14 protein-coding genes are annotated in these 15,734 nt (G+C 72.8%); 3 read left to right on the forward strand and 11 right to left on the reverse strand.

Features of this window, described 5'->3' with window-relative positions; genetic code table 11:
- Window positions 1–69: 69 nt before the first annotated feature.
- Both ACZ4XX_RS01855 and ACZ4XX_RS01860 read right to left on the reverse strand, forming a co-directional pair.
- On the reverse strand, window positions 70–483 hold the full coding sequence (locus tag ACZ4XX_RS01855) for a RidA family protein (protein ID WP_468506040.1): 414 nt from the start codon (window positions 481–483) through the stop codon (window positions 70–72).
- Window positions 480–1,634 (reverse strand): acyl-CoA dehydrogenase family protein, encoded by a 1,155-nt coding sequence (locus ACZ4XX_RS01860; RefSeq protein WP_468506041.1) that lies wholly within the window; start codon window positions 1,632–1,634, stop codon window positions 480–482. The genes ACZ4XX_RS01855 and ACZ4XX_RS01860 overlap by 4 nt, the downstream gene beginning before the upstream one ends.
- A 222-nt stretch (window positions 1,635–1,856) precedes the next feature.
- Here ACZ4XX_RS01860 and ACZ4XX_RS01865 point away from each other — a divergent pair, with 222 nt between their 5' ends.
- On the forward strand, window positions 1,857–3,479 hold the full coding sequence (locus ACZ4XX_RS01865; protein WP_468506042.1) for an AMP-binding protein: 1,623 nt from the start codon (window positions 1,857–1,859) through the stop codon (window positions 3,477–3,479).
- Window positions 3,480–3,607: 128 nt separating this feature from the next.
- Window positions 3,608–4,474 carry a PaaX family transcriptional regulator gene (locus ACZ4XX_RS01870; RefSeq protein ID WP_468506043.1) on the forward strand — a complete coding sequence of 289 codons (867 nt, stop codon included), beginning with the start codon at window positions 3,608–3,610 and terminating at the stop codon, window positions 4,472–4,474.
- Window positions 4,475–4,631: 157 nt separating this feature from the next.
- On the opposite strand, the gene ACZ4XX_RS01875 is transcribed toward ACZ4XX_RS01870, so the two are convergent.
- The 6 genes from ACZ4XX_RS01875 to ACZ4XX_RS01900 form a co-directional block, all read right to left on the reverse strand.
- Window positions 4,632–5,642, reverse strand: coding sequence for an ABC transporter permease subunit (locus ACZ4XX_RS01875; protein ID WP_468506044.1), 1,011 nt, complete (start codon window positions 5,640–5,642; stop codon window positions 4,632–4,634).
- Window positions 5,639–6,535, reverse strand: coding sequence for an ABC transporter ATP-binding protein (locus ACZ4XX_RS01880; RefSeq protein ID WP_468506045.1), 897 nt, complete (start codon window positions 6,533–6,535; stop codon window positions 5,639–5,641). Before ACZ4XX_RS01880 ends, ACZ4XX_RS01875 begins: the two co-directional genes overlap by 4 nt.
- Entirely contained in the window at window positions 6,532–6,936 is a 405-nt protein-coding gene (locus tag ACZ4XX_RS01885) for a GntR family transcriptional regulator (protein ID WP_468506046.1), read from the reverse strand. The genes ACZ4XX_RS01880 and ACZ4XX_RS01885 overlap by 4 nt, the downstream gene beginning before the upstream one ends.
- Before the next feature lie 95 nt (window positions 6,937–7,031).
- Window positions 7,032–7,520 (reverse strand): anthrone oxygenase family protein, encoded by a 489-nt coding sequence (locus tag ACZ4XX_RS01890; RefSeq protein WP_468506047.1) that lies wholly within the window; start codon window positions 7,518–7,520, stop codon window positions 7,032–7,034.
- A 124-nt stretch (window positions 7,521–7,644) separates the two neighbouring features.
- On the reverse strand, window positions 7,645–10,137 hold the full coding sequence (locus tag ACZ4XX_RS01895; RefSeq protein WP_468506048.1) for a bifunctional salicylyl-CoA 5-hydroxylase/oxidoreductase: 2,493 nt from the start codon (window positions 10,135–10,137) through the stop codon (window positions 7,645–7,647).
- Complete coding sequence (locus ACZ4XX_RS01900) at window positions 10,122–10,949, reverse strand: enoyl-CoA hydratase family protein (RefSeq protein WP_468506049.1); 828 nt, start codon at window positions 10,947–10,949, stop codon at window positions 10,122–10,124. Before ACZ4XX_RS01900 ends, ACZ4XX_RS01895 begins: the two co-directional genes overlap by 16 nt.
- 247 nt (window positions 10,950–11,196) lie before the next feature.
- Here ACZ4XX_RS01900 and ACZ4XX_RS01905 point away from each other — a divergent pair, with 247 nt between their 5' ends.
- On the forward strand, window positions 11,197–11,739 hold the full coding sequence (locus tag ACZ4XX_RS01905) for an ATP-binding protein (protein WP_468506050.1): 543 nt from the start codon (window positions 11,197–11,199) through the stop codon (window positions 11,737–11,739).
- On the opposite strand, the gene ACZ4XX_RS01910 is transcribed toward ACZ4XX_RS01905, so the two are convergent.
- From ACZ4XX_RS01910 to ACZ4XX_RS01920, 3 genes are all read right to left on the reverse strand, one after another.
- Entirely contained in the window at window positions 11,693–13,132 is a 1,440-nt protein-coding gene (locus ACZ4XX_RS01910; protein ID WP_468506051.1) for an amino acid permease, read from the reverse strand. The genes ACZ4XX_RS01905 and ACZ4XX_RS01910 overlap by 47 nt on opposite strands.
- A gap of 118 nt (window positions 13,133–13,250) precedes the next feature.
- A complete protein-coding gene (argF, locus tag ACZ4XX_RS01915; protein WP_468506052.1) occupies window positions 13,251–14,333 on the reverse strand; it encodes an ornithine carbamoyltransferase in 1,083 nt (360 codons plus the stop codon).
- A gap of 165 nt (window positions 14,334–14,498) precedes the next feature.
- On the reverse strand, window positions 14,499–15,731 hold the full coding sequence (locus ACZ4XX_RS01920) for an arginine deiminase (protein WP_468506053.1): 1,233 nt from the start codon (window positions 15,729–15,731) through the stop codon (window positions 14,499–14,501).
- Window positions 15,732–15,734: the final 3 nt, after the last annotated feature.

Below are 15,734 nucleotides of genomic sequence, written 5' to 3' on the forward strand. Positions count from 1 at the left end.
CTGACGGGTCCGTGGGCCGGTCAGTCCACCTTTCGACATTAAGCCCGGCCCACGTGGGTGACCAATTGATCAAGTGTGGGCGGGTTCGTCCAGGACCGCGAAGCCGTCCAGCTCCACCAGGGCCTGCTCGTCCCAGAGCCGTACGACGCCGATCACGGCCATCGCCGGGTAGTCGCGGCCCGCCAACCGTCGCCAGATCCGGCCGAGTTCGGGTGCGTGCGTGCGGTAGTCCTCGACGTCGGTGGTGTAGACGGTGACGCGGGCGAGGTCTGCAGGGGTGCCGCCGGCGTGGCGCAGGGCGGTGAGCAGATTGGCGAGTGCGGTGGTGAACTGCTCGGCCAGGGTGTTCCCCACGACGGCGCCCCCGCTGTCGAGTGCGGTCTGTCCGGCGAGGAAGACCAGCCGGGTGCCGGTGGCGGTGACGGCGTGGGAGAAGCCGGTGGGCGGGGCGAGTTCGGCGGGGTTGTGCCGGTGCAGGCTCATGGGGTCGGCTCCTCCTGGCGGGAGTGGGACCGTCGGTGGGACGCGTACAGCTCCTTGGCGATGATCGTGCGCTGGACCTCGGTCGCCCCCTCGTAGATACGGGGTGCCCTGACCTCGCGGTAGAGGTGTTCGAGGAGGTGGCCGCGCTGGAGGGCGCGGGCGCCGTGGAGTTGGACGGCGGAGTCGACGACGTACTGCGCGGTCTCGGTGGCGAGGAGCTTCGCCATGGCGGAGCGCCGGGGCACGTCCGGGTCGCCGTCGTCGTACGCGGTGGCCGCCGCGTAGACGAGGAGGCGGGCGGCCTCGGTACGGGTGGCCATCTCGGCGATCCGGTGTGCGACGGACTGGAGGTCGGCGAGGTGTCCGCCGAAGGCGGGACGGTCGGCGGTGTGGGCGAGGGCCGCGTCCAGGGCGGCCTGGGCCATGCCGACGGCGAAGGCCCCGACGCTGGGGCGGAAGAGGTTGAGGGTGTTCATGGCGACCCGGAAGCCCCGGTCGGGTTCGCCGAGCAGGTCGTCGGGGCCGACGGGGACGCCGTCGAAGGTGAGGGTGCCGAGGGCGTGCGGGGCGAGCATGTCGAGGGCCTCGCCGCCGAGTCCGGGCCGGTCGGCGGGGACGAGGAAGGCGGTGACTCCTCGGGCGCCGGCGTCCGGGGTGGTGCGGGCGAAGACGGTGGCGAAGTCGGCCTCGGGGGCGTTGGAGATCCAGCGCTTCTCGCCGTGCAGGCGCCAGCCGCCGGCTCCGTCGGGGCGGGCCTCCAGGGCCAGCGCGGCGGCGTCGGAGCCGGCGCCGGGCTCGGAGAGCGCGAAGGCGGCGACGGCGCGTCCCGCGGTGGCCTCGGGGAGCCAGCGGGCGCGCTGCGCGGGGGTGCCGAAGGCGGCGACGGGGTGGGTGCCGAGGCCCTGGAGGGCGAGGGCGGTCTCGGCCTCGGTGCAGGTCCGGGCGAGGGATTCGCGCAGGAGGCAGAGTTCGAGGGCGCCCGCGTCGAAGAGCCGGGCGAGGAGGCCGAGCTCGCCGAGTGCGGCCACGAGGGGCCGGTTGACCCTGCCTGGTTCGCCCTTGTCGGCGAGGGGCTTCAGTCGTTCGGCGGCGAGGGTGCGGAGTTCCGCACACCAGGTGGTCTGTGCCGGATCGAGCGAGAATGCGGGCATGTGGGCCCTCTCTGACGCCCTCGGGCGTCTTCGTCCCCGCACCGGGCGGGGTGCCTGTGCCACCCGGTGCGGGCGTCCCTGCGCCGTCCGGCGTCCGCGCGCCGTCCGGTGCCTTCGTCGGGGCGCTCGGAAGCACCCTTGTCGCGAACCGTTGACTGCCGTCACCAACACGATACGCTCGTGGAGCGACGGGCGACCCCACCACGACAGGGGGACGGACTCATGGAGCTGACACCCTCGGCCCACCTCGACAGCTTCGCCCGTGACCGGCTGCCTCCGCCCGACCGGTGGCCGCGTCTCGTCTTCGACCTCCCCGAGCTGGCGTACCCCGACCGGCTCAACTGCGGCACCGAACTCCTCGACCGCACCACCGAACGGTTCGGCGCCGACCGGCCCGCCTTCCACGACGGCGACGGCGGCGTCTGGACCTACGGAGAGCTCCAGGACCGGGTCGACCGCATCGCCCATGTCCTCACCTCCGACCTGCGGGTCCGGCCCGGCAACCGGGTCCTCCTGCGCGGCCCCACCACCCCCTGGCTCGCCGCCTGCTGGCTCGCCGTGATGAAGGCCGGCGCGGTCGCCGTCACCGTCCTCGCCCAGCAGCGCGCCCCCGAGCTGGCCACCATGGCCGACGCGGCCCGCTGCACCCACGCCCTCTGCGACGTCCACAGCCTCGACGAGCTCCTCGCGGCCCGGATACCGGGGCTCCGCGTCACCCCCTTCGGCGGGGACGGCCCGGACGACCTGCTCACCCTCGCGGCCCGCCGCCCCGGCCCGTACACGGCGGTGGAGACGGCCGCCGACGACGTGGCCCTCATCGCCTTCACCTCCGGCACGACCGGGCGGCCCAAGGGCTGCGTCCACTTCCACCGGGACGTCCTGGCCGTCGCCGACACCTTCTCCGCGCACGTCCTGCGCCCGCTGCCCGACGACGTCTTCGCCGGTTCTCCGCCGCTCGCCTTCACGTTCGGCCTCGGCGGGCTCGTCGTCTTCCCCCTGCGGGCCGGGGCGAGCGCGGTCCTCCTCGAACAGGCCGGACCCAAGCAGCTGCTCGCCGCGATCGAGCGGCACCGGATCTCGGTTCTCTTCACCGCCCCGACGGCCTACCGGGTCATGCTGGACGAGCTCATCCAGGGCACGGCCCCCGATCTGAGCTCCCTGCGCCGCTGTGTCTCGGCCGGGGAGAACCTGCCGGAGGCCACCTGGAAGGCCTGGTACGCACGCACCGGCCTCCGCCTGATCAACGGCATCGGCGCCACCGAACTCCTGCACATCTTCATCGCGGCCGCCGACGGCGACATACGCCCCGGCACCACGGGCCGCCCCGTCCCCGGCTGGCAGGCCAGGGTCGTCGACCACGAGGGCAAGGACGTCCCGGACGGCGAGGAGGGGCTGCTCGCGGTACGCGGCCCGGTCGGCTGCCGCTATCTGGCCGATCCGCGCCAGACGGAGTACGTACGGGAGGGCTGGAACGTCACGGGCGACACGTACGTCCGCGAGCCCGACGGCTACTTCCGCTACGTCTCCCGCGCCGACGACATGATCATCTCGGCCGGGTACAACATCGCGGGACCCCAGGTCGAGGAGGTGCTCCTCGACCACCCCGACGTGGTGGAGACGGCGGTCGTGGGCCGCCCCGACGAGCTGCGCGGGCAGGTCGTCGTCGCCTACACGGTGATACGGGACGGGGTGCCGCGCGACGCGAGCACCGCCGCCGCGCTGCGGTCCTTCGTCCGCGCCCGGCTCGCCCCCTACAAGTCGCCCCGCGAGATCGTCTTCCTGGACGCGCTGCCGCGCACCCCCACGGGAAAGCTCCAGCGCTTCCGGCTGCGCGACTCGGCGTGACGGTCGCCCCTATGCCGGTGCCGGCCGTCCCGGCACCGGTCGCCCCGCCGGGACTCCCCCGGCACGGCTCCCCCGCCCGGCCCCGCCCGACCCGGCCGGACCGGCGAACCACCCTCTACAGTGATCACGTGGCCGAGCAGCACACCCCCCGATCCCTGATCGTCTCCCTCTACGGCGCGTACGGCCGTGCGCCCGACGGGTCGCCGATGCCGGTGGCCGCGCTCATCCGGCTGCTCGCGGTCCTCGGGGTGGACGCGCCCTCGGTGCGTTCCTCGGTGTCGCGACTGAAGCGGCGCGGACTGCTGCTGCCGGGCCGGACGGCCGACGGGGCCGCCGGATACGCCCTCTCGGACGACGCCCGCAGGCTCCTGGACGACGGCGACCGCCGGATCTACGCCCGTACCGAACCCAAGCTCTCCGAGGGCTGGGTCCTGGCCGTCTTCTCGGTGCCCGAGGCCGAGCGGCACAAGCGGCACCTGCTGCGCTCCCGGCTCGCCCGCCTGGGCTTCGGCACGGCGGCGCCCGGCGTCTGGATCGCCCCCGCGCGGCTGTACGAGGAGACCCGGAACGCCCTGGAGCGCCTGGAGCTCTCCTCGTACGTGGACCTCTTCCGGGGCGATCACCTGGGGTACGCGGCCACGGCCGAGGCGGTGGCCCGCTGGTGGGACCTGCCCGCCATCGCCCGGCTCCACGAGGAGTTCCTGGCGGCCCATGAACCGGTGCTGCGGGCCTGGCGCGGGACCCGCGCGGCGGGCACGGAGGGCCCGGAAGGCGCCGAGGCCCCGGGAAGCGCCGAGAAGGCCTACCGGGACTATCTGCTCGCCCTGGACTCCTGGCGCCGCCTGCCGTACGCGGACCCGGTGCTCCCGGCCGAGCTCCTGCCCGACGACTGGCCGGGCCGGCGCTCCGCGGAGGTCTTCGCGGCCCTGCACGAGCTGCTGCGGGACCGTGGCGCGGAGTTCGTCCGCCCACACGTGGCCGGGTCCGGGGACTAGGGCTCCGGTCCGGGTCCGGGACCGGACCGGGGTTCCGTTCCGTCTCGCTGTCCGGGGGCTCGGCGCGGGCCTCGGCCTGCCCCTGCGGGAGCAACCGTGAGGGGCGGCCGGAACCCGGCCGCCCCTCACGGTTTCTCCCTTGGGAAACGCGCGTCCGTCAGGTCACTCGGCGGTGGATCCACCAGGCGCAGAACCCGCTCAGGGCCAGGGCGAGACCGAGGTAGAGCCCGGTCTCGGCCCACTGGAGGGTCCAGAAGTTCCCCGCGGGCTGGTACGTCACCTGCTGGCTGTAGCCCAGGGCGTGGAGGTCGGCGAAGCAGCCTTCGACCTGCTGCAGGGCGGGCGGGCCCGACTCGGTGCGCAGGCAGTCGGCGAACGACGACGGTACGGGGGCCGGCCGGCCGGCGGCGTTCAGGGTCTGTTGGGAGATGACCCAGGACCCGGGCACTTCTTCGAGATGCGCGACGATCTGCTCGGCGCCGTCCTGGATGCTGATGGGGGCGCCGCCCGGCTCGATGGGCACGACGGTCCGGTCCGCGGCGGCCAGGTGGGGCCTGATCCATGTCGGTACGACGATCTGGACGGCGGTGTAGAGGGCGAACGTGGTGGCCATCGCGGACAGGGTGCGACGGATGACGAGGCCGAGGGCGACGCCCAGGGCGAAGGCGAAGGCGGCGTGGGCCATGGGGACGACACCCCGTGCGGCGAAGGCGACGGGGTCGAGCCGCGGGAAGTACGTGTCCGTGGCGCCGCCGCCGTCGACGGCCCGGTCGATGGGGCTGCTCCACCAGCTCACCGCGAGTGCGGCCAGCCCGGCGGCGGTCATGGAGGCCGCCGCGCCGAGGCCCAGCTTGGCCGCCAGCCAGCGGGTGCGGGTGACGCCCTGGTTCCATGCGAGGTAGTGGGTACCGGTCTCCAGTTCACGGGCGATCAGTGGCGCGCCCCAGAACATCCCGATGACCGCCGGCACGGCGAGCACGACCAGCAGTCCGGTGTAGTAGAGGGTCTGGTCCGCACTCGAGATCTGGTCCACCAGGCTGCTGCCGGCGGTCCGGTAGAGGTCGGCCAGCTGCGGGCCGGTGGCCGCGAGCGTGGCGGCGAGGACGGCCACGGCGGCGAACATCACGGCGGCCTGGGTACGGAACTGGCGCCAGGTCAGCCAGATCATCGGATCACCTCCAGTGTGGGCCGGGTGTCCCGTACCGCATCGGCGGGCCGGGTCATGTAGGCCAGGACGATGTCTTCCAGACCGACCGGGCCGACGGTCCAGGACGGATCGTGGACCGCGGTGTCGGCGCGCACCAGGAGGGTGGTCTGCCGGTCGGTGTGGCTGGCGGTGATGACGTGGACACCGGACGGGAGGGTGTCCGGGTCCCGGCGCGGTCCGGTGAGCCGGTGGTGGCAGGCGACCAGGTCGTCGAGGTCTCCGGCCAGTTGCACCTGGGAGTCGACCAGGACGATGACGTAGTCGCAGGTCCGCTCCACGTCGGAGACCAGGTGGGAGGAGAGCACGACGCTCAGCTCCTGCTCGGCGACGGCCTCCATCAGGTCCTGCATGAACTCCCTGCGGGCGAGCGGGTCCAGGGCCGCGACCGGCTCGTCCAGGATGAGCAGTTCGGGGCGCTTGGCGATGCCCAGGGTGAGAGCGAGCTGCGCACGCTGGCCGCCGGACAGCTTGCCCGCCCGCTGCCCGGGGTCCAGACCGAGGCGACGGATCCGGTCGCGGGCCACGGCGTCGTCCCAGTTCGGGTTGAGGCGCTTGCCGAGGTCGAGGTGGTCGGCGACGCTCAGCGCGACGTAGACCGGGGTGTCCTGGGCGACGAAGCCGACCTTGGCCAGCTGTTCCACGCCCGCGGCGGGGCGGCCGCCGCACACCTCGATGGTGCCGGCCGTCGGGGTCAGCATGCCGGAGGACAACTTCAGCAGGGTCGACTTGCCGGCGCCGTTGGGGCCGACGAGGCCCACCACCCGGCCGGCGGGGACGTCCAGGTCGCAGTTCCGCAGCGCCCAGCGCTGCCGGTACCTCTTGCCCAGGTCCTGGGCTCGCAGGACAGTGCTCATGCCACGCCCTCCCCGGCGGCGTGCCGGAACGTGTTCGTGAACAGCGCCTCGATGCTCTCGTCGTCGAGCCCGGCCAGGCGGGCCTTGGTCAGCCAGCGCTGCAGGTCCTTGCGCAGCGGTCCGTGCGCGGCGAGCGTGCCGTCGGCCAGCGTCCGCGTCACGAACGTCCCGACGCCGGGACGGGCGGCCACCAGGCCGTCGTGCTCCAGCTCCCGGTACGCCTTGAGCACCGTGTTCGGGTTGACCGCCATCTGCTTGGCGACGTCCTTGACCGTCGGGAGCCGGTCACCCTCCTCCAGCAGGCCCAGACGCAGGGCGTGCCGCACCTGCTGGACCAGCTGCTGGTACGGGGGCAGGCCGGACCGGCTGTTCAGATGGAACTCAATCACCGGTTCCTCCATTTATCTAGTTGCCTAGCACTATAGCTCTCTCCGTCGGCTGTGCGGCAAGGCACGCACGCACAACCGACGGGACGGCAGGCAACCGGAGTTCGCCTCTAGCGCGGGGGCCGGGACCGTACGGCAAGGGCCCGGAGCAGGCAGGCGAAGCCCACCGTGGTCAGGAGGGCGCGGACCAGGTTCCACGCCACCCAGGGCGCCTCGAAGGCCGCACGGGCGGCCGCGGGGTCCTTGGCCGCGGCGAGCGCGTCGTTGAGGGGGACGTTCACCGCCGAGGTGACCAGGAAGACCGCCACGGAGAGGACCAGCGCGGCGAGCGTCCAGATCCGCGCCCGGGTGGCGCGGTGCTGCCAGGCCGCCACCGCCGCGAGGATCGTCGACCCGAAGAACGGGGTGAAGAAGACCGGGTTCTGGATCACCTCGTTGATGTTCCGCATCACTTCGACATAGACCCGGTCGTCGCTGCGTGCCAGCGCCGGCATCACCGAGCACACATACGCGAACCACACCCCCGCGACCAGTCCGGTCGCCACCGTCGCCGTGCCGAGGACCGCCCCGGCACCCTTCCCACCCCGCTGCTCTGTCATGTCCTCATTCAAGAGCAGGGGGTGGTGCGCGGACCATGCTTCCGCGTCGCCCCCGCATACGCGGACGTCCACGCACCGCGGGGCGCCCCCTCCCGAGAGGGCGTCCGCGGACCGCGGGGCGCCCTCAGCCCCGACGGCCGGTCGGGGGTGGGCGGTTGCCCGCGCGGTACGGGGCCGGCCAGGGGGCCGCCGGGCCCTCGTAGCCCTGCTCGGCGGCTGCGTGCAGGGTCCAGTTCGGGTCGTAGAGGTGCGGGCGGGCGAGTGCGCACAGGTCGGCGCGGCCGGCCAGGAGCAGGGAGTTGACGTCGTCCCAGGAGGAGATCGCGCCGACCGCGATCACGGGGACGCCGGTCCCGTTGCGGATCCGGTCGGCGTACGGGGTCTGGTACGAGCGGCCGTAGGCGGGGGTCTCGTCCGGGACGACCTGGCCGGTGGAGACGTCGATCGCGTCGGCGCCGTGCTCCGCGAAGGCGCGGGCGATCGCGACCGCGTCGGCGCCGGTCGTCCCGCCCTCGGCCCAGTCGGTGGCGGAGATGCGGACGGTCACGGGGCGGTCCTCGGGCCACACCTCCCGTACGGCGTCGAAGACTTCGAGCGGGAAGCGGAGCCGGGCGGCCAGGTCGCCGCCGTATCCGTCGGTGCGGTGGTTGGTGAGCGGCGAGAGGAAGCCGGAGAGCAGGTAGCCGTGGGCGCAGTGCAGTTCGAGGAGGTCGAAGCCGGCGTGCGCGGCGCGGCGGGCGGCGGCCGCGAACTCCTCGCGCACGACGGTGAGTCCGGCGCGGTCGAGGGCGCGCGGGGTCTGGTTGACGCCGGGCCGGTACGGGAGGGGGGAGGCGGCGACGAGCGGCCAGTTGCCCTCGGGCAGGGGCTGGTCGATGCCCTCCCACATGCGCCGGGTGGAGCCCTTGCGGCCGGAGTGGCCGAGCTGGACCCCGATCGCGGTGCCGGGTGCCCGGCCGTGGACGAAGGCCGTGATCCGGCCCCAGGCGGCGGCCTGTTCGTCGGTCCACAGGCCGGTGCAGCCGGGGGTGATCCGGCCCTCCGGGCTCACGCAGACCATCTCGGTCATGACGAGTCCGGGGCCGCCGAGGGCTCTGGACCCCAGGTGGACGAGGTGGAAGTCGCCGGGGACGCCGTCCTCGGCGACGTACATGTCCATCGGGGAGACGACGATCCGGTTGCGCAGGGTCAGTCCGCGGAGCCGGAAGGGCGTGAACATCGGCGGGGTGCCGGGCGGGCAGCCGAAGTCGCGTTCGACGGTGGCGGTGAAGGCCGGGTCGCGGAGCCGCAGGTTGGCGTGGGTGACGCGGCGGCTGCGGGTGAGCAGGTCGAAGGCGAAGCGGCGGGGCGGCCTGTCGACGTGTCCCGCGAGCTCCTCGAACCACTGGAGGCTGGCGACGGCCGCGCGCTGGGTGGACTCGACGACGGGCCGGCGCTCGGCCTCGTAGGCGGCGAGGGCCTCGGCGGGGGTGGGGTGGTCGCGGAGGCTGTGGGCCAGTGCCAGGGCGTCCTCGACGGCCAGTTTGGTGCCGGAGCCGATGGAGAAGTGGGCGGTGTGGGCGGCGTCGCCGATGAGCACGGTGTTGCCGTACGACCAGCGCTCGTTGACGACGGTGCGGAAGGCGGTCCAGGCGGAGCGGTGGGAGCGCAGCTCCCGGCCGCCGAGCGCCTCCGCGAAGATCTTCGCGCAGCGGACGGTGGACTCCGCCTCGTCGAGTTCGTCGAACCCGGCGGCCCGCCAGACCTCCTCGCGCATTTCGACGATGGCGGTGGAGGCACCCGCCTCGTAGGGGTAGGCGTGCAGCTGCATCACGCCGAACTCGGTCTCGGCGGTCTCGAAGCGGAAGGCGTCGAAGGCGAAGTCCGCGGCGAGCCAGATGTAGCGGCAGCGGTGGGTGGTGATCCGCGGGCGGAAGTGGCCGGCGAGGGCCTCGCGGGTGTGACTGTGGACGCCGTCGGCGGCGACGACCAGGTCGTGGCCGGCGGCGAGGACGTCGGCGGTCGGGGCCTCGGTGCGGAAGCGGAGCCGTACGCCCAGGTCGGTGCAGCGGGCGTGCAGGATCTCCAGGAGCCGTCGGCGGCCGAGGGCGGCGAAGCCGTGGCCGGTGGAGGTGGTGCGGTGGCCCCGGTGGACGACGTCGATGTCGTCCCAGCGGACGAGGTCGCGGCCGAGCGCCTCGTGGACGACGGGGTCGGCGTCCCGGATGCCGCCGAGGGTCTCGTCGGAGAGGACGACGCCGAAGCCGAAGGTGTCGGAAGGGGCGTTCCGCTCCCAGACGGTGACCTCACGGGCGGGGTCGAGCCGCTTGAGGAGCACGGCGGCGTAGAGCCCACCGGGTCCGCCGCCGACGACGGCGATGCGGGAGAGGGTGGAGGGGGAGGCGGAGGCAGGAACAGGGGTTGAGGCCAGGGTGGAGGCGGAGGCAGGGGTGGAGGCGGCCGCGCGACGCGGGTCGGGGCTCGGGCTCGGGGCGGGGCCCACGCCCGTACCCGGGGCCGAGCCCGCGCCCGTACCCGGGGCCGAGCCCGCGCCCGTACCCGGGGCCGAGCCCGTACCCGAGCCCACGCCCGTACCCGGGTCCCGCCCGGGGCCCGGCATCGTCAGCACCCCCGCCATTTCGGGGGCCGTTTCTCCGTGAAGGCGGCGTGGAACTCGGCGTAGTCCTCGCCGTTCATCAGGAGCGCCTGGGTGGCCGCGTCCAGTTCGATCGAGGCGGCCAGCGGCATGTCCAGTTCCGAGGTGAGCAGCGCCTTCGTCTGGGCGAGCGCGAGCGCCGGGCCGTCGGCCAGGCGGCGGGCGAGCTCGGCGGCCCGCTCCCCCGCCGCGCCCTCCTCGGTGAGCTCGGAGAGCAGGCCGATGCGCTCGGCCTCGGGGGCCAGGACGGGTTCGCCCAGCATGAGGAGCCGGGTGGCGTGGCCGAGGCCGACGACCCGGGGCAGCAGATACGCCGCGCCCATGTCGCCGCCGGAGAGTCCGACCCGGGTGAAGAGGAACGCGAAGCGGGTCGTGGGGTCGGCGATCCGGAAGTCGGCGGCGAGGGCGAGGACGGCCCCGGCGCCCGCCGCGACGCCGTGGAGGGCGGCGACGACCGGGAAGGGGCACTCGCGGAGGGCCCGGACGACCTGGCCGGTCATGCGGTTGAAGTCGAGGAGCTGGGCGGTGTCGAGCGCGAGCGTGGCGCCGATGATCTCGTCGACGTCTCCGCCGGAGCAGAAGCCGCGGCCCTCGCCGTCGAGGACGAGGGCGCGGACGGACCGCTCACGGGAGAGCTCGGCGAGGAGGTCGCGCAGGTCGGCGTAGGCGCCGAAGGTGAGGGCGTTGAGTTTCGCGGGGCGGGCCAGTGTGACGGTGGCGACGCCCCGGTCGATGTCGACGCGCAGATGGTGCCAGCGTGCCGTGCGGGGCGTGGAGCCGGTAAAGGGGCTCATCCGGAACGGCCTCCTTCCTCCGTTCGGAGGGTATCACCCTACTGTGACTGTCGTCACGAGTACGCGATAAGGGAGGGATGAGGGTGCGCCGCAGAAGGTCCTGGGCAGTCGATGACGGACGTCCCTGCCGATCAGGGAGGGGCGCCTCTGGAGAAATGGATTGCGCCTCGTAAGGTTGAAACCAGGACGTCTCGGGATGCCTCCGCCTCACTCGCCCACCCCCCACTCGGTGAAGGGAGCCTGCTCCATGCCCGAAGCCAACGGCCCCGAAGCCGACGGCCCCCAAGCCGACGCACCCGCCGGACCGCCCGAGCCCGCCGGACCGGCCGCACCCGCCACTCACGACCCCGCCGCCTCCTGGCGCGTCCGGCTGCCCCACACCACCGCCGCCGTGCCGATCGCCCGCGCCCTGATCCGTGACGCCCTCACCGACCTCGCCCCCGAGACCGCCGGCCGCCCCGACAGGGACACCGCGGAGCTGCTCACCGCCGAGCTCGTGGCCAACGCCGTCGAGCACACCGCCGGCCTCGGCCCCATCGAGCTGGTCGTCGAGCTGCTCGCCACGCCCGGTGGCTGTCAGATCGAGGTCCACGACTCCGAGCCCGCCCGTCCGGGCGGGCTCGTCTGTCCCGAGCCGGGGGATGTGGACCCCTGGCAGGAGCACGGCCGGGGCCTGCTCCTCATCCGGGCCCTCAGCAGCGACTGCGGCCATCGCCCCACCCCGCACGGCAAGGCCGTCTGGTTCACCCTGCCGGGGATACCGGCGCAGCGCCCTCGCTCGGAGCAGTGACCAGGCGCGAGTGGCGGCGCCCGTAGAGGGCGTACACCAGGGTCCCGGCGACCAGGAATCCGGCGAACTGCAGCCAGGTCGCCCAGCCCGTGCCCCAGATCAGGTAGAGACAGAACCCGATGCCGAGGATCGGGCTCAGGGGGAAGAGCGGCACTCGGAACGAGCGCGGCAGCTCGGGGTTCCGGCGCCGCAGCACCATCACCGCGAGGTTGACGACCGCCATGACGGCGAGCGTGCCGATGGTGGTCAGGTTGACGACCACGTCGAGCGAGGCGAACGCCGCCGGTACGGCGAAGACCGCGGCCACGATCCACGTGTTGGCCACCGGAGTGGCGGACTTCGGCGAGACCCGCTCGAAGACCCGGGGCACGAGTCCGTCGCGGGACATCGACATCAGGATGCGGGTCTGCCCGTACATCACCGCGAGGACGACGGACGCGATGGCGACGACCGCGCCGAACGCGATGATCCCGCCGCCGACCGACGATCCGGTGACCTGGTCGACGACCAGTGAGAGCGCGGCCGGCTGGTCGGCCACGGCGTCGGCGCCGAGTGCGCCGATCGCGGAGAGCGCGACGGCGCAGTAGAGCAGGGTGACGAGCCCGATGCAGATGAGGATGGCGATCGGGATGTTCCGCCGCGGGTTCTTGACCTCCTCGCCGGCCGTGGTGATCGCGTCGAAGCCGATGTACGAGAAGAAGGCCACCGAGGCGCCCGCGGTGATCCCGGCCATGCCGTGCTCGGCGAACGGCGAGAGATGGCCGGCCTGGAACGCCGAGAAGCCGACGGCACAGAAGAGGATCAGGATGCCGATCTTGAGGATCGCCATGGCGGCGGTCGCCCGCGCGCTCTCCCGGACCCCGCGCACCAGCAGGGTGGCGGCGAGCGCGATCACGACCACGGCGGGCACGTTGACGACCCCGCCCTCGCCGGGTCCGGCGGAGAGCGCGGCGGGGAGGTGCCAGCCGGTGAGGCTGTCGAGCAGTTCGTTGAGGTACTGGCTCCAGCCCACGGCGACCGCGGAGACCGAGACGCCGTACTCCAGGAGCAGGCACCAGCCGACGAGGAAGGCGGCCCGCTCGCCGAGGCTCGCGTACGCGAAGGAGTACGAGGAGCCCGAGACCGGGATCGCGCCGCCCAGCTCCGCGAAGGAGAAGGCGGTGAAGACGCAGGTGATCGCGGCGAGGACGAAGGAGATCACCACCGCGGGACCGGCCTCGGCGACGCTGTCGGAGAGGCCGACGAAGATTCCGGTGCCGACGATCGCGCCGACTCCGAAGCACACGAGCTGGAAGAGGCCCATGGTGCGCTTGAGGCCGTGGCCTTCGAGGTCGGCGCCGGATTCGGCGAGGAGCTGCTGCGGGGTCTTGATCCGCGAGGCGGACGGGGTCATGCGGTGGTTCTCATCTCTCATGGGCACGCGTCAGGGGGTTCGGACATGAAAGCCCGAACCCCCTGTAAGGGTGCGATCGTAAACCGCACCGCGCATATTCACCCAATCGGGCGTAAAGCTATTCCGCCGGGAGCACCGTGGAGCTCACCGCGGGGAGCGCCTCCTCGGTGCTCGCCACGGGGATCGCGTCGGGGAGCGGGCCGCCGGCCATCGTCGACACCAGGACCGCCTTGATCGTGTGCATCCGGTTCTCCGCCTCGTCGAAGACGACCGAGTGGGCCGACTCGAAGACCTCGTCGGACACCTCCAGCTCGGTGAGGCCGTGCCGGGCGTGGATGTCCCGCCCGACGTCCGTGCCCAGGTCGTGGAAGGCCGGCAGGCAGTGCAGGAACTTGACTCCGGGGTTCCCGGTGGCGCGCAGCACGTCCATCGTCACGGAGTACGGGGCGAGGGCGGCGATCCGCTCGTCCCAGACCTCCTTGGGCTCGCCCATGGAGACCCAGACGTCGGTGGCCACGAAGTCGGCGCCGCGTACCCCCTCGGCCACGTCCTCGGTGAGGGTGACCGTGGCCCCGCCGGCCTCGGCCAGCCGACGGGCGGCGGCGACGATCTCCTCGGACGGCCAGTACGCCCGCGGGGCGACGATCCGGACGTCCATGCCGAGGAGGGCGCCGGTGATCAGGTAGGAGTTGCCCATGTTGAAGCGGGCGTCGCCGAGGTAGGCGAAGCAGATCCCGTCCAGCGGCTTGTCCGTGTGCTCGGTCATGGTGAGCACGTCGGCGAGCATCTGGGTGGGGTGCCAGTCGTCGGTGAGCCCGTTGAACACGGGGACGCCGGCGAAGGCGGCGAGTTCCTCGACGATGTCCTGGCCGTCGCCCCGGTACTCGATGCCGTCGAACATCCGGCCGAGGACGCGGGCGGTGTCCTTGACCGACTCCTTGTGACCCATCTGGGAGCCGGACGGGTCCAGGTAGGTGGTGGCGGCCCCCTGGTCGGCGGCGGCGACCTCGAAGGCGCAGCGGGTGCGGGTCGAGGTCTTCTCGAAGATCAGCGCGATGTTCCGGCCACGCAGCCGCTGGACCTCGGCACCGGCCTTCTTGGCGGCCTTGAGTTCGGCGGCGAGCGCGATCAGGCCGCGGAACTCCTCGGCGGTGAAGTCCAGCTCCTTGAGGAAGTGGCGGCCGATGAGGTCTGTGGCCATGGGACGCGCTCCTGTGGGTACGGTCGAGGGGTCGGCGATCGGGGACGACGATCAGGGACCCTGGAAGTGTATACGCACTTCAACATTTATATACAGCCCTGGTCGCGCTCGCCTACAGCCTCGGTCCACCTGGACTCGCGGTTCCGGGGCCGCCGCCGGAAGACGTCAGGCGGCGTCCCGCTCCACCGGACAGCTCATACAGCGCGGGCCGCCCCTCCCCCGGCCAAGCTCGCTGCCGGGGATCTCGATCACCTCGATGCCCTGCTTCCGCAGATGGGTGTTGGTCGTGACGTTCCGCTCGTACGCGACGACCACGCCCGGCTCCACCGCGAGCACGTTGCAGCCGTCGTCCCACTGCTCGCGCTCGGCCGCGTGCACGTCCTGCGTGGCCGTCAGGACCCGGACGTCCTGGAGGCCGAGCGCCGCCGCGATGGCGCTGTGCATCTGCTCCGGCGGATGGTCGGTCACCCGCAGGGACTGGCCGGCGTCCCCCGGTTCGATCGTGTACGAGCGGAGCATCCCGAGCCCCGCGTACTGCGTGAACGTGTCCTGGTCGACCATCGTCATCACCGTGTCCAGGTGCATGAACGCGCGCCGCTTCGGCATGTCGAGCGCGACGATCGTGCGCGCCGAACCCGCCGCGAACATGCCCCGGGCCAGCATCTCCACCGCCTGCGGCGTCGTCCGCTCGCTCATCCCGATCAGCACGGCGCCGTTGCCGATGACGAGCACGTCCCCGCCCTCGATCGTCGACGGGTAGTCGGCCTGCCCCTCCGACCAGTGGTGGAAGGCGCCCGCCTCGGCCCCCGTGAACAGCGGATGGTGCTTGTAGATCGCCTCGAAGTGCACGGTCTCGCGCTGCCGGGCCGGCCAGCGCATCGCGTTGATCGAGACGCCGTCGTAGATCCAGGCCGAGGTGTCCCGCGTGAAGATGTGGTTCGGCAGCGGGCCGAGGACGAAGTCGTCGAGGTCCATGGCGTGGAAACGGACCGAGGTCGGCTCCCGGTGCGCCGCCAGGAACTCCCGCTTCGTCATCCCGCCGATGAGCGCCTCGGCCAGCGCGACCGCGTCCAGCGAGTCGAACGCCGCCCGGAGGTGGTCGGCGGCGAGCGGGCCGTACTCCTTCTCGTCGAAGACCCGGTCGAGCACCAGCGCGCGTGCGGTGGGCACGTCGAGGGACTCGCTCAGGAGATCTCCGAAGAGGTGCACCTCGACGCCCCGGTCGCGCAGCACGTCCGCGAAGCCGTCGTGCTCCTGCCGGGCCCTGCGGACCCACAGCACGTCGTCGAAGAGCAGGGCGTCCTTGTTGGTCGGGGTGAGCCGCTTCAGCTCCAGATCGGGCCGGTGCAGGATGACGCGGCGCAGCCGCCCGGTCTCGGAATCGACGTGGAATCCCATGCG

This window comes from Streptomyces sp. NPDC029956 (genome assembly GCF_055574655.1).

Coding starts and splice junctions, on each gene's coding strand:
- ACZ4XX_RS01855 (WP_468506040.1), bottom strand. CDS start 483: ATGAGCCTGCACCGGCACAACCCCGCCGAACTCGCCCCGCCCACCGGC.
- ACZ4XX_RS01860 (WP_468506041.1), bottom strand. CDS start 1,634: ATGCCCGCATTCTCGCTCGATCCGGCACAGACCACCTGGTGTGCGGAA.
- ACZ4XX_RS01865 (WP_468506042.1), top strand. CDS start 1,857: ATGGAGCTGACACCCTCGGCCCACCTCGACAGCTTCGCCCGTGACCGG.
- ACZ4XX_RS01875 (WP_468506044.1), bottom strand. CDS start 5,642: ATGATCTGGCTGACCTGGCGCCAGTTCCGTACCCAGGCCGCCGTGATG.
- ACZ4XX_RS01880 (WP_468506045.1), bottom strand. CDS start 6,535: ATGAGCACTGTCCTGCGAGCCCAGGACCTGGGCAAGAGGTACCGGCAG.
- ACZ4XX_RS01885 (WP_468506046.1), bottom strand. CDS start 6,936: ATGGAGGAACCGGTGATTGAGTTCCATCTGAACAGCCGGTCCGGCCTG.
- ACZ4XX_RS01890 (WP_468506047.1), bottom strand. CDS start 7,520: ATGACAGAGCAGCGGGGTGGGAAGGGTGCCGGGGCGGTCCTCGGCACG.
- ACZ4XX_RS01895 (WP_468506048.1), bottom strand. CDS start 10,137: ATGGCGGGGGTGCTGACGATGCCGGGCCCCGGGCGGGACCCGGGTACG.
- ACZ4XX_RS01900 (WP_468506049.1), bottom strand. CDS start 10,949: ATGAGCCCCTTTACCGGCTCCACGCCCCGCACGGCACGCTGGCACCAT.
- ACZ4XX_RS01905 (WP_468506050.1), top strand. CDS start 11,197: ATGCCCGAAGCCAACGGCCCCGAAGCCGACGGCCCCCAAGCCGACGCA.
- ACZ4XX_RS01910 (WP_468506051.1), bottom strand. CDS start 13,132: ATGACCCCGTCCGCCTCGCGGATCAAGACCCCGCAGCAGCTCCTCGCC.
- argF (WP_468506052.1), bottom strand. CDS start 14,333: ATGGCCACAGACCTCATCGGCCGCCACTTCCTCAAGGAGCTGGACTTC.
- ACZ4XX_RS01920 (WP_468506053.1), bottom strand. CDS start 15,731: ATGGGATTCCACGTCGATTCCGAGACCGGGCGGCTGCGCCGCGTCATC.